The sequence below is a fragment of the Pseudomonas sp. NPDC077451 genome, from assembly GCF_044543345.1.
GTDB lineage: Bacteria > Pseudomonadota > Gammaproteobacteria > Pseudomonadales > Pseudomonadaceae > Stutzerimonas.
The window spans coordinates 306,061-328,967 of record NZ_JBITVX010000004.1 but is presented as its reverse complement, the minus strand read 5'-3'; the positions used below and the strand labels follow the sequence as shown (position 1 = coordinate 328,967).

The following is a 22,907-nucleotide window of genomic DNA, read 5'->3' as shown; positions in this document are numbered from 1 at the left end:
AACCACCTCTTTCAACCGCTTCCGATCAACCTGACCGAAGCCACCAACAGGACTCAACCACCGCCCTGCCAGTCCGGCGCATTCTACTCGAATTCACCATCCGTGCAACCCTTTATTTTCGCTAACCTCTTGATTTACAAGAGGTTTCGCTAAAGGCCTGCGCCGGAGAAGGTGCGCATTATAGGCACTGAGATTCTCACGTCAATGAATTTTCTGCTCCTTGTGAAGATTAAACGCACCTATATATAGAAGAGCCAGGAAGGCGCGTTTTTAGACCCAGCCTTGCCTCACAAAAGGCTGACGAGACCTGCGTTTCAAGTTGAGGTTCAACACGAGCCCGCCTCAAAAAGTTAACTACTGCTCATCTCAGGCGCACGAAGCCAACCTTGCAACCGGCTCATCGCCTTAGATGAAAACCACTTCACAGTTGTCCCCAGAGCTAATCCCTAGGATTCGCATCTCATTGACGTGCGGTTTTTTCGCACGCGGCAAAGTCGTTGCGCATGAAGCGCCCCTGCAACAGCAACATTGCTAAGGCAGGCATCAGTTGAGTCATGGAATGACGTTTTCAAGCAAGCTAGCCGCCCATGTATTGGCGGTAGCGAGGGCTCCTATCACAGCCACCGGCTTCGCTGGCGAAGATGTTCGCTATGCCGCTGAGTATGAGCTGCTCGAGCAGGAGCTTGGCAAGGCTTCGTCGTTGCACGCTGCGGGGGTCGTAGATTGGGAAGCCGTGCGCGAAGGCAGCGAAGACCTGCTCAGCACCCAAACTAAAGATTTGCGTATTGCGGCTTGGCTGACCTGGAGCCTGTATCAGCGTGATTCTTTTATCGGATTGCATGCTGGCCTGTCCATGCTCGGCTTCTTATGTCTCGACCATTGGGAAGATATCCACCCACGTAAGGACCGCACTCGTGCCGCCGCGATCACCTGGCTGGTCCCACGCATGGAACAGGTGCTCGCTGACCATGTGCCGATGGGCGAACAGCTCCCGCTGTTCGAGCAGATCGCGGTCGAGCTGCGCAACCTCGACAGCTGCCTGGCGGCGAAGCTAGGAACACAGGCGCCACTCCTGTTACCTCTATGCCGCCGACTCGAGGAAATGGTCAAGCGAGCCGGCGCTGCACATCCACAGCCAGGAGCTGTCGGCGCCGCTATAGCCCAGGTCAAGCACGTAGCGGCCCAGGTATTTACGGCCACGACCCCGGTCGAGCACGAGAAGGACGCCCACAAGAGCCTGCGCAGCTTGCAGGATCAGGCCCGCCCACTTTGCGGCTGGTGGCTCAAGCAGAAAGCCACCGACCTCAAGCCTCTGCGCCTGGCTCGGACCCTGCTGTGGCTGTCCATTGACAGCCTTCCCGAACGCAACGCCGAGCAGATCACGGCGCTACGCGGCATCCCGGCAGACAAGCTCGCCAGCTATCGCGAGCGCTTCTCTCAAGGACTTTACGCCGACCTGCTGGCCGACCTGGAAGCCAGCATCGCAAGAGCGCCGTTCTGGCTAGACGGCCAGCGCCTGGCCTGGGAATGCCTGCACGAACTCGACGCCGAGCAGGCCATGCGCGAGGTCGAGATCCAGGTCGCACTGTTTATCCAGCGCATGCCGGGCCTCGACGAGTTGCGTTTCCATGATGGTGCCCCATTCGCCGACGCAGAAACCCGCGCCTGGATAAGCGCCCGCGTGATGCCCCATTTACAGCCCGCGCAGACGCCTAACGAATCGCACACTCACCACGGCGGTGCGACGCCTGCGTGGGAGGAAGCGCTTCAAGAAGTCTTGCCACAGCTGCGTAAAGACGGCCTCAAAAGCGCCGTGCAGAAGCTCAAGCTCGGCCTCAACCAGGCCCGCGGCGGACGCGAGCGCTTTTTCTGGCAATTGACCCTGGCCCGGCTGTGCTTCCAGGCCAAGAAATACGACCTGGCCAAGACTCAACTCGAATCCCTCGATCAGACGCTGCAGGCCACCGGCCTGGGCGACTGGGAACCCGATCTCGCCCTCGAGGTGCTGCGTCTGCTGCACAGCTGCTGTGAGCTGCTGCCGCAGAACCACGCCGTGCGTGAAAGCAAGGATGAGATTTACCGCAGGCTGTGCCACCTCGACCTCGAAGTGGTACTCGATTAGGCCCCCGGGCCGTAAACGCAAAGGAGAAGAACCATGGCCAAAGAAGGCTCGGTAGCCCCCAAAGAACGCATCAACGTCACCTTCAAGCCCTCCACTGGCGGTGCACAGGAAGAGTTGGAACTTCCCCTGAAGCTGATGGTGCTCGGCGATTTCACCCAGCGCGCCGATGATCGCAAGATCGAGGACCGTAAGCCGATTTCCATCGACAAAAACAGCTTCGATGAAGTCCTGGCCAAGCAGGAGCTGAACCTGACCTTCTCAGTGCCTAACCGCCTGCAAGACGAGGCCACGGATGAAGAACTGGCGGTGCAGCTCGACATTAATTCAATGAAGGACTTCAACCCGGCCAATCTGGTCGAGCAGGTTCCCGAACTGAAAAAGCTGATGGAACTGCGCGATGCCCTGGTCGCGCTGAAGGGCCCCTTGGGTAACGCTCCGGCCTTCCGCAAAGCGATCGAAAACGTACTCGCCGACGACGACTCGCGTGACCGTGTACTCGGTGAGCTGGGCCTCGCCGCGAAAGAACAACTGGACGCCTGAATCTCCCGACAAGGAAAGCCAACACAATGAGCACCAACGCAGCAGCCGTCGAAAGCGGCAAAAACCTTGCCGAACTCGGCATTCTCGACCGCATCATCGCCGAAACCAAACTGACCCCTGATGACGAGGCTTATGACATCGCCAAGCGCGGCGTGTCGGCCTTCATCGAAGAACTGCTCAAACCACAAAACGAGCACGAGCCAGTCAAGAAGGCCATGGTCGACCGCATGATCGCGGAAATCGACGCCAAGCTCAGCCGTCAGATGGACGAGATCCTCCATCACCAGCAGTTCCAGGCGCTGGAATCTTCCTGGCGCGGCCTCAAGCTGCTGGTCGATCGCACCAATTTCCGCGAGAACATCAAGCTCGAAGTGCTCAACGCGTCCAAGCAAGACCTGCTCGACGATTTCGAAGACAGCCCGGAAGTGGTCCAATCCGGCCTGTACAAGCACATCTACACCGCCGAGTACGGCCAGTTCGGTGGCCAGCCGGTCGGCGCCCTGATTGCCAATTACTTCTTCGACCCGAGCGCGCCTGACATCAAGACTATGCAGTACGTGGCCTCGGTCGCCAGCATGTCCCACGCCCCCTTCATCGCCGCGGCAGGCCCGAAGTTCTTCGGCCTGGAAAGCTTCACGGGTCTGCCGGATCTCAAGGACCTGAAAGATCACTTCGAAGGTCCGCAATTCGCCAAATGGCAGAGCTTCCGTGAGCAGGAGGATGCCCGTTACGTCGGCCTGACCGTTCCACGCTTCCTGTTGCGCAACCCCTATGACCCGGAAGACAACCCGGTCAAATCCTTCGTCTACAAGGAAAACGTCGCCAACAGCCACGAGCATTACCTGTGGGGCAACACCGCGTACACCTTCGCCAGCCGTCTGACCGACAGCTTCGCCAAGTTCCGTTGGTGCCCGAACATCATCGGCCCGCAGAGCGGTGGCGCCGTTGAAGACCTGCCGCTGCACCACTTCGAGAGCATGGGCGAGATCGAAACCAAGATCCCGACCGAAGTGTTGGTCTCGGACCGTCGTGAATACGAACTGGCCGATGAAGGCTTCATTGCCCTGACCATGCGAAAGGGCAGCGACAACGCCGCGTTCTTCTCGGCCAACTCTGCGCAAAAGCCGAAGTTCTTCGGCAACAGCGAAGAAGGCAAGAATGCTGAGCTCAACTACAAGCTCGGCACTCAGCTGCCCTATCTGTTCATCGTCAACCGCCTGGCGCACTACCTCAAGGTGCTGCAGCGCGAGCAGATCGGCGCCTGGAAAGAGCGTACCGACCTGGAGCTTGAACTGAACAAATGGATTCGCCAGTACGTGGCCGACCAGGAGAACCCAAGCTCCGAAGTCCGTAGCCGTCGTCCGCTACGCGCCGCGCAAGTGGTCGTCAGTGATGTCGATGGTGAGCCGGGCTGGTACCGCGTCAGCCTGAACGTGCGTCCGCACTTCAAGTACATGGGTGCCGACTTCACCCTGTCTCTGGTTGGCAAGCTGGACAAGGAGTGAGGTTCTGCCCATGAACAAAACACACCGGCGTTGCGCAACCCTTCGGGACGCGCTCGTTTTCGCGCAGTGCTGCGTCACGCCGAACTTGTGGGCAGGCAGCACACGTCGTTCGTCCTTCCTGGCACTGCGCGAGAACGCGCAGCGTCGCCACCGTGTTTTGTTCGTGGGAAGAACCTGAGATGGCCTACGGCAGCCTTTTCGAACGCCTCGGCGGTGACGCCGACAAGCGTGCCGGCTGGAGCCGTGAAGTCGCGGCGATGGCTTCGGTGGCTGTCCATCTGGCCAAAATGCTCAGCACCCGGGCGGGCAGCGTGCAAACGTTGCCCGACTACGGGTTGCCCGATTTGAACGATATGCGCCTGTCGCTGCACGACTCGCTGCAACAGGCGCGTATCGCCATTGAACGCTTCATCGAGGCGTACGAACCCCGCTTGAGCCAGGTCCGGGTGATATCCCTCCCCCGCACGCATGACCCGCTGAGCCTGTCCTTCGCCATCGAAGGTCTGCTGGAAGTCGACGGTTCGAAGCGCCAAGTAAGTTTTTCCGCGAGCCTGGACGGCAGCGGACAAGTGAAAGTCCACTAAGGAGAGCCTGATGTCCGGTAAACCCGCAGCCCGACTGGGCGACACCACCGCTTGCCCGAAAAAGGGCCACGGCACTAACCCCATCGCGGCCGGCTCTCCTGACGTCCTGTTCGACGGCATGCCTGCCGCCCGTATGGGCGACCCGACGTCCTGCGGCAGTGCGTTGGCCAGTGCGGTCATCCCAACAGTGCTGATCAACGGCAAACCGGCTACTACGGTGGGCACGATGGGTGATCACGGTAATCCGGTGATCGCCGGGTCCGGCACCATTGTGATTGGCGGTTGACCATGCGTCTTACAGGGATGGCCGGCTGATGTCCTTCAACCACTACTACCAGAGCGAACTCACCGCCCTGCGCCAACTCGGCAAGCGCTTCTCCGAGCGTAGCCCGGCGCTGGCACCATTCCTCGGTCAGGCCGGGCGTGATCCGGATGTCGAGCGGTTGCTGGAAGGCTTCGCATTTCTCACCGGGCGCCTGCGCCAGAAGCTAGATGACGAGCTGCCGGAGCTGACCCATTCATTGATGCACTTGCTGTGGCCGAACTACATGCGCCCGCTGCCGGCATTCAGCATGTTGCAGTTCGACCCGGTCAATCGACCAGGCCCTGCGTTGATGGTGCCGCGCAATACGCCAGTCGAATCCAAGCCGATCCAGGGTGTGACCTGCCGCTTCCGTACCGCCTACGCTACCGAGGTTCTGCCGTTGGCGCTCGACGCGTTGGACTATTCGGTTAAAGGCGGTGGCGCATTGCTGAGCCTGCGTTTGCAGATGACGGCCGATGGGCAACTGGGTGAGTTGAATCTCAAGCAGCTGCGCCTTCATCTCGCTGGCGAGCGTTACATCAGCCAGATGCTTTATCTGAGCTTGCTGCGCAACGTCGCTGACGTGCAGCTGATTGCACTGGATGCCAACGGCAAACCATTTAGTGACGGCTTCGGCGTTGCGCTGCCCGCACTCCATATCGATCCGTCAAAGCTTCAGCCGGTGGGCTTTGCCGAAGATCAGGCGCTCATCCCATATCCGCTCAACACCTTTCGGGGATATCGCTACCTGCAGGAATACTTCGCCTTCCAAGAGAAATTCCTGTTCGTCGACCTGCTTGGCCTCGATGTCATCAAGCGTCTGCCGCAGGAGGTGCTGGAACAGGCGCGTGGCTTCGAGCTGCGCTTCGACATTCACAAGGCTGGGGTGCAGCGCATCCGCCCGACGCTGGATAACGTGCGCCTGTACTGCACCCCGGTGGTCAACCTGTTCGAACACGACGCTATCCCGATTCGCCTGGACGGCAAGCAGGACCAGTATTTGCTGATGCCATCCGAACTCGACAGCACCCACTGCGGTGTCTTTTCGGTCGACCGTGTTACCGGCTGGAAGCCGGGCGGCATGGGCTACGAAGAATACGTGCCGTTCGAGTCCTTCGAGCATGACCCCAGTTTTGACGTACCGGTGGCGCGCCCGCACTACAGCGTGCGTCAGCAACCCTCGATGCTGGGCGACGGCCTGGAGACCTACCTCAGCTTTGGTCTGCGCAACCTGGACCAGCATGAGACGTTGTCCATCGAGCTCACCTGCACCAACCAAAACCTGCCGCGCCTGCTGCGCCTGGGCGATATCTGCCTGCCCAGCGAGGACACGCCGGAGTTCCTGACCTTCCGCAACATCAGTGCGGTAACGCCAAGCTACGCGCCGCCGCTGCACCGTGACTTCCTCTGGAAGCTGATCAGCAACATGTCGCTCAACTACCTGTCGCTGGCCAACGTCGAGGCGCTCAAGGTGATCCTCGAGACCTATGACCTGCCACGCTATTACGACCAGCACGCGGAGAAGGTCAGTAAGCGCCTGCTCGGCGGCCTTAAGCAGATCGGCCATCAGCACGTTGACCGGCTGCACCGCGGCCTGCCAGTGCGCGGCGTGCGCACCGAGCTGGTGATGGACCCCGAGGGTTATCTGGGCGAGGGAGACTTATTCCTCTTCGCCTCGATACTCAATGAATTCTTTGCACTGTACGCCAGCCTCAACTCGTACCACGAGCTGCGCGTCAGGAGCACACAGGGAGAGGTGTACCAATGGACGCCGCGCATGGGGCAGCAGCCCCTGCTCTAAACCGGATCAGCCGGGGCATCCGCGAGTACAGCCTGTTCCAGGGTGTGCTACTGGTGATGGACCGTCTGAAAGCCGCGCATCCTGATCTGGACGAAGAGGCGCTCTACGAGCACCTCGAGTTCCAGGCCAACCCGAGCTTGGGTTTCCCTGGCAGCGACGTCGATCGCGTGCACTTCTTCGAAGAGCATGGGCAACTGCGCGCGCAGTTGCGGATCAACCTGGTCAGCCTCTTTGGGGCAGGCTCGCCACTGCCTGCCTTCTATGGTGAGCAGGCTCTCGGCGATAGCGCCGAAGGTAACCCGACGCGCGAGTTTCTCGACCTGTTCAATAACCGCCTGCAGCGACTGATAGTGCCGATCTGGCAGAAATACCGTTACCGCACGCGCTTCACCAGCGGCGCACGCGACCCGCTCTCCGAGCAGCTGTTCGCCCTCATCGGGTTGGGCGGTGAGCAGATCCGCGCCGCCTCGGAGCTGAACTGGAAGCGCCTTCTGCCGTACCTGGGCCTACTCAGCCTACGCGCACATTCGGCAGCACTGATCGAATCGGTGCTGCGCTATTACTTCAAGCACGCGGACCTGCGCATCGAGCAGTGCCTCGAACGCCAAGTAGAGATTCTCACCGAGCAGCAGAACCGCCTCGGCCGAGCCAACAGCCAGCTCGGCGAGAGCCTAGTGCTGGGCGAGCGGGTGCGGGACCGTGGCGGCAAGTTCCGCATCCACATCCGGCAACTCAGTTGGGGCCGCTTTCACGAATTTCTGCCGGTCGGCACCGGCTATCAACCGCTCTGTGCACTGGTGCGCTTCACCCTGCGCGATCCGCTGGACTATGACATCCGCCTGCAATTGCGCCAGGACGATATTCGCGACCTGCGCATCGGCGCCGAAAACACCTGCCGCCTCGGCTGGACCAGCTGGCTCGGTAGCGAGCGCGCGGACGGCATGGTCACCCTGGGCAGCCAGACTCATTAAGGAAGATGAAGATGATCAACGTAGACCTCCAACAACTGGTCCAGGCTCTGGATGCGCAGACCAAGAATGATCTGGAAACCGCGGCGGAGCGCTGCGTGGTCCGTGGCGGCAACAAGATCTTGGTCGAAGACCTGCTGCTCGGCCTGCTGGAGCGCCCCGAAGGCTTACTGAACCGCGCCCTGCTGGACGCCGATGTCGAACCCGGCACGCTGGCCCAGGCGCTGCAACCACGTGGCGAGCACAGCGAGTCGCGCAATCCGGTGTTTTCCGCGGAGCTGGTGCAGTGGCTACAGGACGCGCTGCTGGTCGGCAACCTCGAACTTGGCCAGAGCCAGATCGACCAGGCCGCGCTGATCCTGGCGCTGTTGCGCAACCCGATGCGCTACGCGGGCAGTCACTACCAACCGTTGCTGGCCAGGCTCAACGCCGAGCGACTGCGTGAGTTCGCCCTGGCCCAACAGCCGACGCAACAACCCGCAGGCACCCCCACTGCCGGTGGCGAATCGAACCTCTCGCGCTTCACCCATAACTTCACCCAGCAGGCCCGTGACGGCAAGCTCGACCCCGTCCTTTGTCGCGATGGCGCCATCCGCCAGATGATCGACATTCTTGCCCGCCGGCGCAAAAGCAACCCGATCGTGGTGGGCGAAGCCGGAGTCGGCAAGACCGCCATCGTCGAAGGCCTAGCACTGCGCATTGCGGCCGGCGAAGTCCCGGACACACTCAAAGGCGTCGAACTCATGGCCCTGGACCTGGGCCTGCTGCAGGCCGGCGCCAGCGTCAAAGGGGAATTCGAGCGCCGCCTGCAGGGCGTGATCGATGAAGTCAAAGGTTCGGCCAAACCAATCATCCTATTCATCGACGAAGCCCACACGCTGATCGGCGCGGGTGGTCAGGCGGGTAGCGGCGACGCGGCCAACCTGCTCAAACCTGCATTGGCCCGGGGCGAGCTGCGCACCATCGCCGCCACAACCTGGAGTGAATACAAAAAGTACTTCGAGAAGGACCCGGCCCTCGCACGTCGCTTCCAGCCGGTGCAGCTGCACGAGCCGACCGATTCCGAGGCGGTGACCATCCTGCGCGGCCTGGCGCCTGTCTATGAAAAGAGTCACGGCATCTATCTGCGCGACGACGCAGTGGTAGCCGCCGCCGAATTATCAGCCCGCTACCTGGCCGGTCGACAGCTACCCGACAAGGCCGTCGACGTGCTAGACACCGCCTGCGCCCGCGTGCGCATCAGCCTTGCGGCCGCACCGGAAGCACTGGAGCGCCTGCGTGGGGAAATTGCCGAGGGTGAACGCCAACGCGAAGCGGTACGTCGGGACCTCGATGCCGGATTGAGCGTAGACCGCGAAGCGCTCGACGCTTTGGACCTCCGGCTGAGCGAAGCACGCGCCGAACTCGAACACGTAGAAACCCGCTGGTCCGTCCAGCGCGAGCTCGCCGAGCGGCTACTGGACTTGCGCAAGGCCTGCGCGTCGGCCCGTCAGGCGGCCGTTGACGAAGCGTCCACGCAAACGGCGCAGGAGATAAATGCCCTGGAAGCGGAGCTGCGGGACGTGCAGGTCGAGCTGGCCAGCGCCCAGACCCACGAGCGCCTGGTCAGCTTCGAGGTTTGCCCACGCCTAGTAGCCGAAGTGATCAGTCACTGGACCGGCGTGCCACTTTCGCAACTGGCACGCGAGCACAACAGCAAAGTGCTGACCTTCGCCAGCGACCTTCGCCAGCGGGTGCGTGGCCAGGCGCAAGCTGTCGAGGCACTGGACCGTTCGATGCGCGCGACCGCCGCCGGCCTCAACCGCGCCGACGCGCCGGTAGGCGTGTTCCTACTGGTCGGCCCCAGCGGGGTCGGCAAGACCGAGACTGCCCTGGCGCTGGCCGACCTGCTCTACGGCGGTGAACGCTTTCTAACCACCATCAACATGTCCGAGTTTCAGGAAAAACACAGTGTTTCCCGGCTCATCGGCGCGCCGCCAGGCTACGTGGGCTACGGCGAGGGCGGCATGCTCACCGAGGCCGTCCGGCAGAAACCCTACTCGGTGGTGCTGCTCGACGAAGTCGAGAAGGCCGACCCGGACGTGATGAATGTCTTCTATCAAATTTTCGACAAGGGCGTGGCCAACGATGGCGAAGGGCGTGAGATCAACTTTCGTAACACCCTGATCCTGATGACCAGCAATCTCGCCAGCGACCGCATCGCCAGCCTCTGCGCAGGTGGCCAGCGCCCCGCCGCCGACGATCTGGAGCAAGCCATTCGTCCGCAGCTGGCGCAGCATTTCAAGCCGGCGCTGCTCGGCCGGATGCGCGTGGTGCCCTATTACCCGATCGAGGGTGAGGTGTTGAATGAGCTCGTGGGGCTCAAGCTCACCCGCTTCGGCGAGCGCCTCGCGTGGCGTCAGCTGCAGTTCAGCCACTGCCCGGCGCTGCTGGCGCATCTGGCCGAGCGCTGCACTCACAGCGAAAGCGGCGCGCGGCTGATCGACCATCTCATCGACCAGCACCTGCAACCACTGGTAGTCGACCGGCTGCTCGACGCCATGGCCGGCGGCGAAACGTTGCAACGGGTACACGCCACGCTCGACGGCGACGGAGCAGTTGTCTGTGAGTTCGCTTAAGGTCCCGCCCATGCTCGTCGAACCGACCTCAACGTGCGATACGCGATCGCTACTCGAGCGCTTCGCCGAGTTGGCATGGAACACCGACACGGACGCCTGGCTCAATGGGCTCACCGAATTGGTCGCACAACTGGCGCACTGCTCGCTCGCTCAGCTCTACCTCCTCGACGCAACCCATACGCGCCTGACGCTTTCGGCCGAATGGTTGGAGGGAGCGCGGGGGCACGAGGCGACCAGCGTGCCCAGCGACTATCGTGACGAACAATTGCTGCAGTATTGCCTCAGCCAGAACCAGCAACTGAGCATCGCGCCACTCGATGCCAGCCTGCACCAGACCAGCTTCCTGCCAGAAACATCGCGCCCATGGCGCAGCCTGCTGTGCCTGCCGCTGCAGGACGCTGAGGGCCATACCGCCGGGTTACTGGTGGCTGCCAGCAACACCCATCAAGATCTCGCGGCGGGCTCGGCCACGCTGTCCAACCTTGGCCGGTTCGCCCTTGGCCAGGCGCAACTGCTCAATCGCTTGCGTGATACTCGGCAACCAGATCTCGCACCCGCTGCATCGACGCGTCCCTGCGCCAGCGGCTATGGCCTGATTGGCGACAGTCCACGGATGCGCGCAGTCTACGGGCTGATCAGCAAGGTCTTGCACAACCCGGTAAGCGTTATGCTGACCGGCGAAACCGGCACCGGAAAGGAACTCGTTGCCCGCGCCATTCATGATTGCGGCTCGCGACGCAGCCAGGCCTTTGTCGTCCAGAACTGCGCGGCTTTACCGGAGCATTTACTGGAAAGTGAACTGTTCGGCTATCGCAAGGGGGCCTTTACCGGTGCCGACCGTGATCATGAAGGGCTGTTCGACGCGGCCAACGGCGGCACGCTTTTTCTAGACGAAATCGGTGACATGCCGCTGACTCTACAGGCCAAGCTCTTACGCGTCCTGCAGGAAGGCGAAGTGCGGCCGCTGGGCAGCACTCGCACCCACAAGGTCGATGTCCGGATCGTCGCTGCAACTCACCAAGACCTGCACAAGCGCGTCGAGGAAGGTCGTTTTCGCGAGGATCTTTACTACCGGCTTTCCATTTTTCCGATAGAACTGCCGCCCCTGCGCGAGCGCGGGCAAGACATCCTGCGACTGGCGCGGCATTTTGCCGACAACGCCTGTGGATTCCTGCAACGCGACACCGTGCGCTGGTCCGACGCCGCGCTGGAACAGCTCGCCGGTTATGGCTTCCCAGGCAATGTGCGCGAGCTGAAGGGTTTGGTCGAACGTGCCGTGCTGCTCTGCGAGTCCGGCGAGTTGCTGCCAATGCATTTCAACCTGCGCAAACTGGATGATGAACTCGACAGCACGATGAACCTGCGCGAGCGGCTCGATCGGGTCGAGCGCAACCTGTTGGTCGACTGCCTGCGCAAGAACGGCGGCAACCAGAGCCAGGCCGCCCGCGAGCTGGGCTTGCCCCGACGCACCCTGCTCTATCGCATGGAACGGCTGAACATCAGCCCAGCAGAAATCTAAGGACGGACCAGAGACCATGTTCAACCCGGCCAACGACACCCATTTCAGCCTCGCTATCGAGGGCGTCGAGCACGATCTACAGGTGCTCAAATTCAAGGGACGCGAGGCACTGTCGCAGCCCTTTGCCTTCGAGCTCGAACTGGTCAGCGAACGTCCTGATCTGGATCTGGAAAGCCTTCTGCACCAGCCGGCCTTCCTGGCCCTATCGCCGACCGGCAACGGCATCCATGGCTTGATCTACTGCGTCGCGCAGGGCGATTCCGGCCAGCGCCTGACGCGCTACCACATTACCCTGCGCCCGCAGCTGGCTTACCTGGCTCACCGCACCAACCAACGCATCTTCCAGCACCTGACGGTGGAGAAGATCATCAGCCAAGTGCTCGAAGAGCATGGCATCCAGGCCAACGCTTTTCGCTTTGACCTCGGCTCGGTCTATCCCGAGCGCGACTACTGCGTGCAGTACGACGAGAGCGATCTGCACTTCATCCAGCGCCTGTGCGAGGAAGAGGGCATTCACTACCACTTCCAGCACAGCGCCACGGGCCATGTGCTGGTCTTCGGAGATGACCAGACGGGGTTTCCCAAGCTCGCACCGGTGACGTACCAGCAGGATTCCGGTTTGGTCGCCGACGAGCCAGTGGTCAAGCGCTTCGGCCTGCGGGTCGAGACCCGCACCAGCCGCGTCACTCGCCGCGATTACGACTTCGAGAAGCCGCGCCTGACTATGGAAAGCGCCTTCCAGAGCGAGCTCCAACCGGACCTGGAAGACTACGACTACCCCGGCCGCTTCACCGAGCGCCCCCGTGGCAAGCATCTGTCCCAGCGTGCACTGGAGCGTCACCGCAGCGATTTCGAGCTGGCCGAAGGCGAGAGTGACCAGCCGCAGCTGGTCACCGGCCATTTTCTCGCCCTGAACGAACACCCGCGCAGTGACTGGAACCAGCTCTGGCTGCTGAACGAGATCCTCCACGAAGGCAAACAGCCGCAGGTGCTGGAGGAATCGGTAACGCGCGATACCATATCTCGTGACGGCTTCACCCAAGGCTACCGCAACCAATTCACCGCCACGCCCTGGGACATCCCCTACCGCCCGGCCCTGAAGCATCCCAAGCCTAAGGTTCTCGGTAGCCAGACTGCCGTGATCACAGGCCCTGCTGGTGAAGAAATCCACTGCGACGAGTACGGTCGCGTGAAAGTCCAGTTCCACTGGGACCGCGAAGGCCAGGCCGACGACAAGACCAGCTGCTGGCTGCGTGTCAGCACAAGCTGGGCTGGTGACCGCTACGGCGGCATCGCTATCCCGCGCGTTGGGATGGAAGTGCTGGTCACCTTCCTCGAAGGCGACCCCGACCAGCCCCTCGTCACTGGCTGCCTGTACCACAAAGAGCACGTCGTGCCCTATGACCTGCCGGCAAACAAGACCCGCAGCGTGTTCAAGACCCTTACTTCACCCGGCGGTGCTGGTTACAACGAACTGCGGATCGAAGACCGCAAAGGCGCCGAGCAGATCTACGTCCACGCCCAGCGCGACTGGGACGAGAACATCGAACACGACCAGAAGATCCGCATCGGCCATGAACGCCACGACACCGTCGAGGCCAACAGCTACAGCGAATTCAAGGCCGAAGAACACCGCACAACCCATGCCAATCGAAAGACCGAAATCCGTGTAAACGACCACCTCACCGTGGGTAACACCCAGCACGTGAAGATCGGCACCGGGCAGTTCATTGAGGCAGGTAACGAGATTCACTACTACGCGGGTAGCAAAGTCATCATCGATGCGGGGATGGAGCTAACCGCCGCTGGCGGCGGTAGCTTCCTCAAACTTGATCCCAGTGGCGTGACCTTGAGCGGCGCGACTATCAAGATGAACTGTGGCGGCTCGCCTGGTAGAGGCTCGGGCGTGAGCATTCTTGCTCCGGAGATTCCCTGGCTCGCCGATCAGGACAAGGCCGGCGCCAAACCCAAGGTCGCACTGGCCAATACTCAACTGCAGCTAGCGCGCAAAGCCCGGCAGATCGGCGCCAGTCGTTGTCCGATTTGCGAGGCATGCCGAGATGGCGCTTGTGCGGTGCAACCTACTGCCTTTGCTGCATCACCTAGCAACGCTTCGACATCCTCAGTCGCAATAGCGAAACCTGCCTCCGCACCCATAGCGACAAAATCAGCCACAAGCGGTCCGGGTAAATGGGTCACTCAAGAAATTGACTACGACGGCATGAGCAACTCGGTGAAGATGTTTATGAACCGCCTGGGTTCGCTTAGTGATGAAGGCCGCGTCTTTGGTTCTGAAGGCAAGGATTACCAGAACACCACCCGCACCATGATCCAAGTCTGGCAAAGACTGGGCGAAAGTGAACAGCATCTGGCGCAAAGCTCGGCGACTTACCCTTACGGTCAGCAACGCACCGTCACTCAGCGATTCCTTGAAGGCACCGATCATTGGCAAATTTCTGGCCAGTCCTGGCATTGGCAGCCCGTAACCGCCGACACAGTCTATGAAAGAAAAGGCATCCAACCATGAATACCGTGGCAACAACGAGTAAACGCAGCGTGGTTTATGTCGCCTGGGGCGCCTTGGACGTCTTTTACATCGCCTGGTACTGCATCAATAGCTGGAGGGGCGGACGAGTGCCTTACCTCAGCGATCTCAGCTCAAGCCTCGCACTGTTCGAACAACAAGGAGGAGCCAACCTGGTCGCTGGACCGGCGTCCTGGCTATTGCAGGTGTCGATCATCCTTTCATGCCTAATGTTTCTGCTACGGGCTCGCGGGGTTAACTATCTCGCTTATGCGCAGATCCCTTTCCGCCTTTTTTTCCTTATTCCGTCAGTTTCAGTGCTGTTGCTTATCGCGCAGCTACTGCCGGGCTTCGGTCTTTTACTTCTAGTTCTGATCATTGCCTCCGAAGCATTGAAAGCCTGGTCACTGTGGAGGATCGCATGACGCAGGCCGTACAACATTCTTATCAGTCAGTCATTGCCGCTGACTGGCTAGCCGAGCAAATAGGCCACCAGCGCGAGCTGTTGTTGGTCGTTGACCGTCTCGCAGAACCGGACCCAATCAACGCCCTGTTCAGCGCGAACCTGATGCAGGACTACGTCAACCTTTACCAAAACACCGAATTGGCCGATATGACAGATGTCGGCCCCTGGCTGGTTCGTGTGCACACCCCCTGTTCGGAGTTCATTCAAACGCTGCTTGATACACCTGAACGCGGCTGGGGGTGGCTGGCAAGTGCCGAGCGCGTCGACTTAGCTGTCCTCGCCCAGCACTGGCGTGAACGCATGCTGATCAATGAGCGAGAGCAACGAGCGCTCTATCGTTTCCAGGACAACCGCGTCATTGCGCACCATCTTCGCGAGATAGAGGAAATCCAACGGCCACTTTTGCTCGGTCCTCTAAGCAGCGCGCTGTGCTGGGATGGTCAATGCTGGCAGTGCTTCGATAATCCGCGGCCCGACCAGTGCCCCGCACCGTTCGAGACGCCATGGCTTGCGATAGCCGAACCGGAAACGGTGCAGCACCATATCAGCCGACACAATCTTGAGCTCTGGCTGTGGCAGAACCATTCAAAGGCCACCGCGGATCTCGCCGAAACTCGTCTGCTAACGGACTGGCTGGATCAGCAACTCGATAAAGCCCGACGCTGGAATTGGCTTGCTGAACAACAGCTGCATTTCTTGCTGCTCCACCAACTGGACCCTGCGCTTGCTGAGCACCCGGCTTGGGCGCCCGCCGAGCATGAAACAAGAGAAGCCCATTTCGCCCGGGTCAGCACGGTGCTTTCGAGTCCCAATGCACGGAAACCTTTCTTATGAATCCGACCAAGAAATCCTATACCGGCGCCTTGCTGTGGTGGCCGGCGCTGCTAGCCCTTTCCCTTAATGCTTGCAGCACGGTGGGTCCGCTAGGCGCTGAGTCCTTCACGCTAGAAGGTGAGCTGCCCGCCGACTTTGCCCTCAAAGCACAGGCTCACTACGGAGCAGCGGGAAACTGCGGCGGCCGGAGCCAGACGAAGACATTCAAAGCAGACTTTGACAGTCACCCTCATGAATACCGATTCCGTATTCCAGTGAACTACCGCGATGGTACGTGCGACCTGCCGCTGGCCCGGGTCGGGCTGTTCATCAATGCCCGTTACGGCGACAAGGACTGGCAACAAACTTATGACAACGGTGGGTTGACCATAATCGACCAACTACCCGAGGGTGCTCCAGCATTTCGAGCAGACGGGACTCTAGCCAAGACAGCCGAATGCTCATGGCTGTTTCAGGAAAGCAAGCTAAACCTTGAAATATCCAAAGTATTGGATTGCACCAACGCTGGCGCATACCTAACGCGGGATAAACTTCCTAATAAAACCGTCAACCTTTCTTTTAAACTGAAGCCCGAAGAACTCCCTTACCGGGATAATACCTGGATTAAATTTCCGAAAGGTTGGAAGCCATGCTTACCAAAAGAGGGATGGCAGGGATGCCAAGACCCGCCGGTATTCAAGACCTACAGAAATAACAATCGTGAATGCACTATCTACCCAAACTGTACGGAGTGACCAAGGATGGAGCGTGCCGTTGAAATACTTAAATGCCCATTACGCAGCACCTGGTTTAGCTTTCGGCTCGTAAATGAGTTAGGAGAAGGAAAACCCTATGCTGAGTTGCCGTACAGATTGGTTGATTGCCAAGGGCAAGCTTTCGAAGGCCTTCTGGATAGCGATGGGTTGGCGGAAATCCACAATGTACATCCGGGAGCCGCCGTTCTGGATCTATCGCAACTAGCCACTACATATCCAGACCCATGGTATGAAGAGCTAGCGCTAAGAAAGTCTTTCAAGATTCCGCTGACATCACTGCAAATAGCGGCGGAGCAATCGCCCGCCGGACCTCGTAGTCCCAACGGCATGACTTATCTAGCAGAAGAACGCGCAGCGAGAGAGAGGGCTCGTTTTCTTCGGGCTGAAGTCAGCGACTTCACCGAGGTAAAAAGTCATCTGCCAGAGCCAGACGAGTCTTGGAAGGGACGACCTTCGCAATTAAAGAAAAGCGCAGGTTTAGCAACGGATCAGTTTGGCATTGCGCTCATTTGTAACCAGCACCATGTAATCGAAATCAAAGCGCTTCGCGCCTATAGTCCACTACTTTCCCGCGATACCGACTTCTGTGCACTGAACGCTTACCACCTCGCGCTGATGAGCACGTTCGTTTACGCCCCTTTTAATACCGAAAAGAAGCCTTACGTCTCTTCACCTCCTCCCTACGACTCGATTGGGAGCATCGGCCATGTGCTGCAGAATCAGTTGGGACGTCGAGTCAAGCCAACGCAGTTCGATGGTGCGGGCCCCTATCATTTACTTTGTGAGGAAGTTGCTTATTCGAAGCGCCTCGAGATTGTGCCCTACGATCCAGATCGCTACGGAAAAGAAGCGCGGGCTGAATGGCACAACCCAGAAGACGTGCATTTTCTATACAGCGCGGTCGCGAATACCCAAGCCTTCATTACGCATAACGACAAAGTAGTACTGATCTCGGTGCGCGGCACTCAGGAAATTCTGGCAGATGCCAGCCGCGACGCTGATGCTCGCCAGGTGCCATTTGAGGATGGCGAAGGCCAGGCACATCGCGGGTTCTATGGTGGCTACAAAGCAGCGAAACCCTTCGTTGAGCGCTACCTCAATGCCTTCTACACAGGCGAGCAAACGTTAGTGATTTGTGGCCATAGCCTAGGGGGAGCAGTTGCCCTTCTGCTTGCGGAGTGGCTGCGTCGTAAGCCCACCAAACCAAAGGTCATCCTTTATACCTATGGCGCACCCCGCGCCGGCGACGCTGCTTTCGTTAAAGCCGCCCAGCCGCTTACCCACCACCGTATCGTCAACCATAACGACCCAGTTCCCGCCGTTCCGCTGCCTTGGATGGACGCGGAGTGGAAACTGGCTCTCCCCGGTACAGCTCTGCTTTTCAGCTCGCCAGTAAGCGGCATAGCATTGTTGCTTGCAGGGCTCGTTAATCTTCAGGGCGACTCCTACGAGCACCACGGCGAGCAGTGGCATTTCATGCCTCGTAAACCCGGGGGCGGAAGCGAGGCAGCAGTGCTGTGGCAACCGGGCTGCGCGCTGATCGATGAGCAAACCTGCGCACGCTACGTTGGCGAAATCGGCTTGGATGGTGATATGCCGAATCGGCTTGCACTTGCGGGTACTCACCATGCCAGCGATAGCGGCTATGCACGAGCAGCGCTCACTAATCTGCTGCGCTGGAATGCCAGCGTCGAAGAGCGCAACGGAAAGCTCTTCAGCGAGGCTGAAATCCGTGACATCTATGCCCAGCTGCTAAGCACCGCCCAGCTACTGGAAAACTGGCAAGCGCGCTCATTCAATGAGTTCCGCTGGGAAATCAGGCGCAGGGGTGAGATGCGTTTCTACGGCAAAAGCGATCTGGAACTACGTGCCATTTATGCCGATGCAATCGAACAGGGGGAACGTGTTCGAGCTGAACAGAGTCCCGCTCTTACTCGAACCCAGCAACGTTTACTTGCACAGGCGGAACGCTTGGTGACGCCACGCAGCGTGTTCGGCGAACACGCAAAACGAGTCGATATTGCGGAGTTGGTCGCGCAATGGCGCGCCATCAACGACAACCAGGCAGCAGAGCGGCTTGCTGCCATCAAAAAAGAAAGCGCCCAAGCCTTCGCCTAGCAGTTTCGTTAGGTCTGACGAGGGCGAAAGCATTTATAGCTGCAGCTCTCGTTTCCAAGCCACCCCCCCTTTTTTTCGTGACCCCGTTCACCCACGCGAGTAGCCAGCTGAACTTCAATGCACAGCCTGAGTCTCGCTTCGCCGTTATCGGTCAGCGGGGCCGTCTGCCCACACGCTTTCAAGGAGGAAATCGCGTGCTAGCCCGCTATTGCGCCCTCGTTTTATTCATCGCATCCCTCGCCCTTGCCGGCTGCTCCGGTAACTACAAATTCAACGACGACGAGTATCGCCCTTTGGGTGATCCGCAAGCATCGACACGCAGTAGCTGACTCGCCAAGGAGAAGAAGCCATGGAACTGGTTTTCGATATGGTCAGTGCGCAGCAGTTCGCGCCAGGGCTGATTAGCAGTAAGACCTTCAAGCAGGCCGGCGGCATCATCGGCCGCGCTGAGGATTGCGACTGGGTAATCCCGGACCGTAAGCGGGTGTTGTCCAGCCGACACGCCGAAGTAAGCTACCGCGACGGGACATTCTTCCTCACCGACACCAGTAGCAACGGCATTCAGCTCAAAGACTCTGGCGCCAGCCTGGACAAAGGCCGGGCGCAGCGAATCGAACACGGCAGCGTGTATTGCCTGGGCGACTTCGAAATCCGCGCACGACTGATTCAGGACCCCGCTTCTTTCGAAGGCGATATCGGCCGCCCACAGCCGGCCGGCAGCATCATCCCCGACGATGCCTTTCTTGACCTCGACCCGTTGACTGCTCTCGATCAGCAGGAACGCGTCTACGCTGAGGTCGACGACCTGACTGCGGTCCTCGCGCCCCCACGCGCCCAAGCTCAGCAGCGCGATTATGCGCAGATCGACGAGGAGAACCTCCGGGTTCCCGAATTGGTGATGCCCAAGGAGGCCACACCACCCCAGATCGCACCGGAGCCCGAACGTCTAGCACCAGACTTCTGGACGCGCTTCGGTGAAGCGCTCGGCGTTAATCTGGACAGCCTGGACGAAGAAGCTCGTCAAGCATTGGCCCTCAAGGCCGCATGTCTGCTCAAGCAGAGCGTCGGTGGGCTTCAACAGGCGCTGCGCACCCGGGGCGAGCTGAAAAACGAGATGCGCCTGTCAGTGACCACCGTGCAGAGTGCCGGCAACAACCCGCTCAAGCACAGCACCGACAGGGGGGAAGCTCTGAACCTCCTGCTGCGCGGCGGCAAACCGGGGCAGCTACCTGCGGAACAGGCCATGGGGCGCGCTTACCGTGATCTTCAGGCGCACCAAGTGGCCATGCTGGCCGCCAGTCGCGCCGCCATCAAAGGCATGCTGGAGCAACTGTCCCCTGATCAGCTGGCGCTGCGCTTCGAGCGTGACAACAAGCCTCTTATTTCCACATCCGGTAATCGTTGGCGTGCCTATAAGCGGCTGCACTCGGCGATGCAGCGTGACGACGATTGGGGCGAACGTTTGTTTGCTCGAGACTTCGCACAGGCTTACGAAGAGCAGGCCCGCCTGATCGCCACGCTCAACACAGACCTTCAAGGATGATGTCCATGTCACGCTTTTTATCCGCCGCGGTGATGGCGGCACTTGCCGTTCTGAGCGGCTGCTCTGCCCTCACGCCCAACTCAGATCTGACCAAGCTGGACCTGTCGCTGCAGGGGAGCGACAGGCTCAACCCCGACCTTAACGGCCGCCCTTCGCCCGTCGTGATACGCCTGTTGGAGCTCAAGCATCCGGTGGCCTTCGAGAACGCCGACTTCTTCTCGCTCTACCAGCGACCCAAGGAAGCCCTGTCCCCGGACATGGTGATTCAGGAAGAGCTGGAACTGCGCCCAGGCGAGCAGCGCGACCTCAAGCTGTTTGTTCAGGACGGTAGCCGCTATGTCGGCGTGCTGGCCGCCTATCGCGACCTGCCTGAATCGAGCTGGCGTTTCGTAATCCCGCTGCAAGACAAGGCACAGAACCGCATTGAGCTGATGCTGGACGAGCACGGCATCAAGGCCATCGATCCGCTCGCGAAGGGAGACTGATTGATGAGCATGAACAAAGTCATCTGGCAGGAAGGCATGCTGTTGCGTCCACAGCATTTCCAGCAAAGCGATCGCTACTACGACGCGCAGCTCAAGCTGCGGACACAGAAGTTAGGCCATTACGCCTGGGGCTTCTTCGGACTGGAGATCGACCGTCAGTTCCTCAACATGGGCAAGCTGGTGCTTAGCCAGGCGAGTGGTCTACTTCCTGATGGCAGCCTTTTCGAGATTGGCGCCGAGCGTGAGCCACTGGCCCTGGACGTGCCGCCCAACACTGGAAATACGCCTGTGTACCTGGCGTTACCGCTGGTGACCGGCAATCACATCGAGAGCCGCCGCCCAGAACAGAAGGACGTGCTGGCGCGCTATACCGCGTTCGACGAAGAGGTCACTGACTCCAACGCAGGCGACAGCAGCAGCAGCCAGGTCAGCACTGGGCGACCGGACTTTCGGCTATTGCTGGGAGAGCAGCAGAGCGACCAGGCTTACGTGAAACTCAAGCTTTGCGACATCCTCGACACCACACCGGATGGGGTCATCAGCCTCGACCCCGAGTACATACCGACCTTTATCGACTTCCAGGCGTCCAGCTATCTGCTGTCGTGCCTGAAGGAAGTGATCAGCATGCTGGGGCATCGCGGCGACATCCTGGCCGAGCGTATTCGCGCGACCGGCAAAGTAGGCGGCGCAGAAGTCGGCGACTTCATGATGCTGCAGCTGATCAACCGCTACGAACCCGTGCTACGCCATTACATGGGCATCGACCGGATCCATCCCGAACACATCTACCGTGAGCTGCTGGGGTTGCTGGGGGAACTGGCGACGTTCTCCAGCGAGACCAAGCGCCCTCGCTTGGAGGGTCGCTACCTGCACAATGACCAGGGTCTGTCGTTTCGCAAGCTGATGGACGCGATTCGCCAGGTGCTGTCGATGGTGCTTGAGCAGCACGCCATCGAGCTGCTACTGCAGCAGCGCCAGTACGGCATCCAGGTCTCACCGCTGCACGACCACAAGCTGCTCGGCAGCGCCTCGTTCGTACTCGCAGCCAGCGCCCAATGCGACTCCGAAGAGTTGCGAACGCGCTTGCCAGCTCACCTCAAGGTCGGTCCGGTGGAGCGTATTCGCCAGTTGGTCAATCTTCACCTGCCGGGGATCAAGGTGAAACCGCTGCCGGTGGCGCCGCGGCAGATCCCATTTCATTCCGGTAAGACCTATTTCGCACTGGAACTCAACTCCGAGGAACTGGCGCAGCTGGAGCGTTCCGGCGGCTTCGCCTTCCACGTGTCCGGAGAATTCACCGGCCTTGAGCTGAAATTTTGGGCGATCAGGAACTGACCGACATGATCAGAGAAATGGACTACGAACAGGACGACAAGACCGTCATCCTCAATCGCCACGGCGATGCCCCGGCGCAAAGCCCGCTGACCGACTTCAGCACGCCCCCCAAATTCGAGCAGCTCGAAGAGCGGATGATCTACGCAGCGCGGCTGCGTCCGGCCGAAACCTTCAACATCAGCCTCAACCCATTGGTAGCGGCGGCCTCCTCTCTGCTCTCGGAAGTGGTGCGGCTCAAGCACAGCTACGAAGGCGAAGATCTGCTCGCGCTGAACCAGCGCCTGTCCGGCGAACTCAAGCTGTTCGAACACCGGGCCCTGCACGATGGTGCGGAAAGCAGCCAGGTGATGGCCGCCCGTTACGTGTTATGCACGGCAATCGACGAGGCTGTGGTGACCACACCTTGGGGCAACGAAAGTGAATGGTCGCAGATGAGCCTGCTTTCCTCCTTCCATAACGAGACTTTTGGCGGCGAGAAGTTCTTCCAGCTGCTCGAGCGCCTCTCGCGCAACCCGGTCAAGCACTTGCCGATGCTAGAGCTGATGTATCTCTGCCTGTCGCTCGGTTTCGAGGGCAAGTACCGGGTCATGCCGCGCGGCATGCTCGAACTCGAAGCGGTGCGAGACAGCCTCTACCGGCAGATTCGTCAACTGCGCGGCGACGTACCGCGCGAGGTCTCGCCCCACTGGCAGGGTCTGAAGGATACCCGCCGGCGCTTGGTGCGCATCGTGCCGTGGTGGATGGTCGCGCTGTGTACCCTGATCTGCCTTGGGATGCTTTACGCCGGTTTTGCCTGGGTGCTGGGCGAGCAGCGCGAAACGGTCCTGCAACCATACCAACCCATCGATCCAGCCATTCAGATCGAGCCCAAGCCGTAACAAGGACG

General features: G+C 60.1%; 18 protein-coding genes and 1 pseudogene. All 19 read left to right on the top strand.

Going from position 1 to position 22,907, the window contains the following annotated elements:
• Positions 1-559 precede the first annotated feature (559 nt).
• The 19 genes and pseudogenes from tssA (at position 560) to icmH (ending at position 22,899) form a co-directional block, all read left to right on the top strand.
• A complete protein-coding gene (gene tssA, locus ACIGHL_RS09860) occupies positions 560-2,122 on the top strand; it encodes a type VI secretion system protein TssA (protein ID WP_128119587.1) in 1,563 nt (520 codons plus the stop codon).
• A 33-nt stretch (positions 2,123-2,155) separates the two neighbouring features.
• Positions 2,156-2,662 carry a type VI secretion system contractile sheath small subunit gene (tssB, locus tag ACIGHL_RS09855; RefSeq protein WP_128119588.1) on the top strand — a complete coding sequence of 169 codons (507 nt, stop codon included), beginning with the start codon at positions 2,156-2,158 and terminating at the stop codon, positions 2,660-2,662.
• 26 nt (positions 2,663-2,688) lie between these two features.
• Positions 2,689-4,167 (top strand): type VI secretion system contractile sheath large subunit, encoded by a 1,479-nt coding sequence (tssC, locus tag ACIGHL_RS09850; RefSeq protein WP_128119589.1) that lies wholly within the window; start codon positions 2,689-2,691, stop codon positions 4,165-4,167.
• A 179-nt stretch (positions 4,168-4,346) separates the two neighbouring features.
• The gene (gene tssE / locus ACIGHL_RS09845; RefSeq protein ID WP_128119590.1) at positions 4,347-4,751 is read left to right on the top strand and encodes a type VI secretion system baseplate subunit TssE; all 405 of its coding nucleotides are present in this window, start codon (positions 4,347-4,349) and stop codon (positions 4,749-4,751) included.
• 10 nt (positions 4,752-4,761) lie between these two features.
• A pseudogene (locus ACIGHL_RS09840) lies at positions 4,762-5,031 on the top strand (PAAR domain-containing protein); the annotation flags it as partial.
• A 34-nt stretch (positions 5,032-5,065) separates the two neighbouring features.
• Positions 5,066-6,856 carry a type VI secretion system baseplate subunit TssF gene (tssF, locus tag ACIGHL_RS09835; RefSeq protein WP_128119591.1) on the top strand — a complete coding sequence of 597 codons (1,791 nt, stop codon included), beginning with the start codon at positions 5,066-5,068 and terminating at the stop codon, positions 6,854-6,856.
• Complete coding sequence (gene tssG / locus ACIGHL_RS09830) at positions 6,820-7,827, top strand: type VI secretion system baseplate subunit TssG (RefSeq protein WP_128119592.1); 1,008 nt, start codon at positions 6,820-6,822, stop codon at positions 7,825-7,827. The genes tssF and tssG overlap by 37 nt, the downstream gene beginning before the upstream one ends.
• An 11-nt stretch (positions 7,828-7,838) precedes the next feature.
• Positions 7,839-10,442 (top strand): type VI secretion system ATPase TssH, encoded by a 2,604-nt coding sequence (tssH, locus tag ACIGHL_RS09825; protein ID WP_128119593.1) that lies wholly within the window; start codon positions 7,839-7,841, stop codon positions 10,440-10,442.
• A 10-nt stretch (positions 10,443-10,452) separates the two neighbouring features.
• Entirely contained in the window at positions 10,453-11,961 is a 1,509-nt protein-coding gene (locus ACIGHL_RS09820) for a sigma-54 interaction domain-containing protein (RefSeq protein WP_128119594.1), read from the top strand.
• 16 nt (positions 11,962-11,977) lie between these two features.
• Complete coding sequence (locus ACIGHL_RS09815; RefSeq protein WP_499176052.1) at positions 11,978-14,488, top strand: type VI secretion system Vgr family protein; 2,511 nt, start codon at positions 11,978-11,980, stop codon at positions 14,486-14,488.
• On the top strand, positions 14,485-14,910 hold the full coding sequence (locus ACIGHL_RS09810; protein ID WP_128119595.1) for a hypothetical protein: 426 nt from the start codon (positions 14,485-14,487) through the stop codon (positions 14,908-14,910). Before ACIGHL_RS09815 ends, ACIGHL_RS09810 begins: the two co-directional genes overlap by 4 nt.
• Positions 14,911-14,993: 83 nt before the next feature.
• Entirely contained in the window at positions 14,994-15,785 is a 792-nt protein-coding gene (locus ACIGHL_RS09805) for a DUF4123 domain-containing protein (RefSeq protein ID WP_241509057.1), read from the top strand.
• A complete protein-coding gene (locus tag ACIGHL_RS09800; RefSeq protein ID WP_128119596.1) occupies positions 15,782-16,519 on the top strand; it encodes a hypothetical protein in 738 nt (245 codons plus the stop codon). The genes ACIGHL_RS09805 and ACIGHL_RS09800 overlap by 4 nt, the downstream gene beginning before the upstream one ends.
• Positions 16,520-16,525: 6 nt before the next feature.
• Entirely contained in the window at positions 16,526-18,658 is a 2,133-nt protein-coding gene (locus ACIGHL_RS09795) for a lipase family protein (protein WP_241509058.1), read from the top strand.
• Positions 18,659-18,852: 194 nt separating this feature from the next.
• Positions 18,853-18,987: a hypothetical protein gene (locus ACIGHL_RS09790; protein WP_045422479.1), complete on the top strand. Its 135-nt coding sequence runs from the start codon at positions 18,853-18,855 to the stop codon at positions 18,985-18,987.
• Between the two features lie 20 nt (positions 18,988-19,007).
• Positions 19,008-20,201: a type VI secretion system-associated FHA domain protein TagH gene (tagH, locus tag ACIGHL_RS09785; protein WP_128119597.1), complete on the top strand. Its 1,194-nt coding sequence runs from the start codon at positions 19,008-19,010 to the stop codon at positions 20,199-20,201.
• Positions 20,202-20,206: 5 nt separating this feature from the next.
• Positions 20,207-20,686, top strand: a complete 480-nt coding sequence (tssJ, locus tag ACIGHL_RS09780; protein WP_128119598.1) for a type VI secretion system lipoprotein TssJ — start codon at positions 20,207-20,209, stop codon at positions 20,684-20,686.
• Positions 20,687-20,689: 3 nt separating this feature from the next.
• A complete protein-coding gene (tssK, locus tag ACIGHL_RS09775; protein WP_064481266.1) occupies positions 20,690-22,021 on the top strand; it encodes a type VI secretion system baseplate subunit TssK in 1,332 nt (443 codons plus the stop codon).
• Between the two features lie 5 nt (positions 22,022-22,026).
• On the top strand, positions 22,027-22,899 hold the full coding sequence (icmH, locus tag ACIGHL_RS09770) for a type IVB secretion system protein IcmH/DotU (RefSeq protein ID WP_128119599.1): 873 nt from the start codon (positions 22,027-22,029) through the stop codon (positions 22,897-22,899).
• Positions 22,900-22,907: the final 8 nt, after the last annotated feature.

Bases quoted from the DNA above. Each gene is read 5' to 3' on its own strand.
- icmH (WP_128119599.1), top strand. From the start codon at position 22,027: ATGATCAGAGAAATGGACTACGAACAGGACGACAAGACCGTCATCCTC.
- tssC (WP_128119589.1), top strand. From the start codon at position 2,689: ATGAGCACCAACGCAGCAGCCGTCGAAAGCGGCAAAAACCTTGCCGAA.
- ACIGHL_RS09815 (WP_499176052.1), top strand. From the start codon at position 11,978: ATGTTCAACCCGGCCAACGACACCCATTTCAGCCTCGCTATCGAGGGC.
- tssJ (WP_128119598.1), top strand. From the start codon at position 20,207: ATGTCACGCTTTTTATCCGCCGCGGTGATGGCGGCACTTGCCGTTCTG.
- tssG (WP_128119592.1), top strand. From the start codon at position 6,820: ATGGACGCCGCGCATGGGGCAGCAGCCCCTGCTCTAAACCGGATCAGC.
- ACIGHL_RS09820 (WP_128119594.1), top strand. From the start codon at position 10,453: ATGCTCGTCGAACCGACCTCAACGTGCGATACGCGATCGCTACTCGAG.
- ACIGHL_RS09810 (WP_128119595.1), top strand. From the start codon at position 14,485: ATGAATACCGTGGCAACAACGAGTAAACGCAGCGTGGTTTATGTCGCC.
- tssK (WP_064481266.1), top strand. From the start codon at position 20,690: ATGAGCATGAACAAAGTCATCTGGCAGGAAGGCATGCTGTTGCGTCCA.
- tssF (WP_128119591.1), top strand. From the start codon at position 5,066: ATGTCCTTCAACCACTACTACCAGAGCGAACTCACCGCCCTGCGCCAA.
- ACIGHL_RS09800 (WP_128119596.1), top strand. From the start codon at position 15,782: ATGAATCCGACCAAGAAATCCTATACCGGCGCCTTGCTGTGGTGGCCG.
- ACIGHL_RS09795 (WP_241509058.1), top strand. From the start codon at position 16,526: ATGGAGCGTGCCGTTGAAATACTTAAATGCCCATTACGCAGCACCTGG.
- tssH (WP_128119593.1), top strand. From the start codon at position 7,839: ATGATCAACGTAGACCTCCAACAACTGGTCCAGGCTCTGGATGCGCAG.
- tssA (WP_128119587.1), top strand. From the start codon at position 560: ATGACGTTTTCAAGCAAGCTAGCCGCCCATGTATTGGCGGTAGCGAGG.
- tssB (WP_128119588.1), top strand. From the start codon at position 2,156: ATGGCCAAAGAAGGCTCGGTAGCCCCCAAAGAACGCATCAACGTCACC.
- tagH (WP_128119597.1), top strand. From the start codon at position 19,008: ATGGAACTGGTTTTCGATATGGTCAGTGCGCAGCAGTTCGCGCCAGGG.
- tssE (WP_128119590.1), top strand. From the start codon at position 4,347: ATGGCCTACGGCAGCCTTTTCGAACGCCTCGGCGGTGACGCCGACAAG.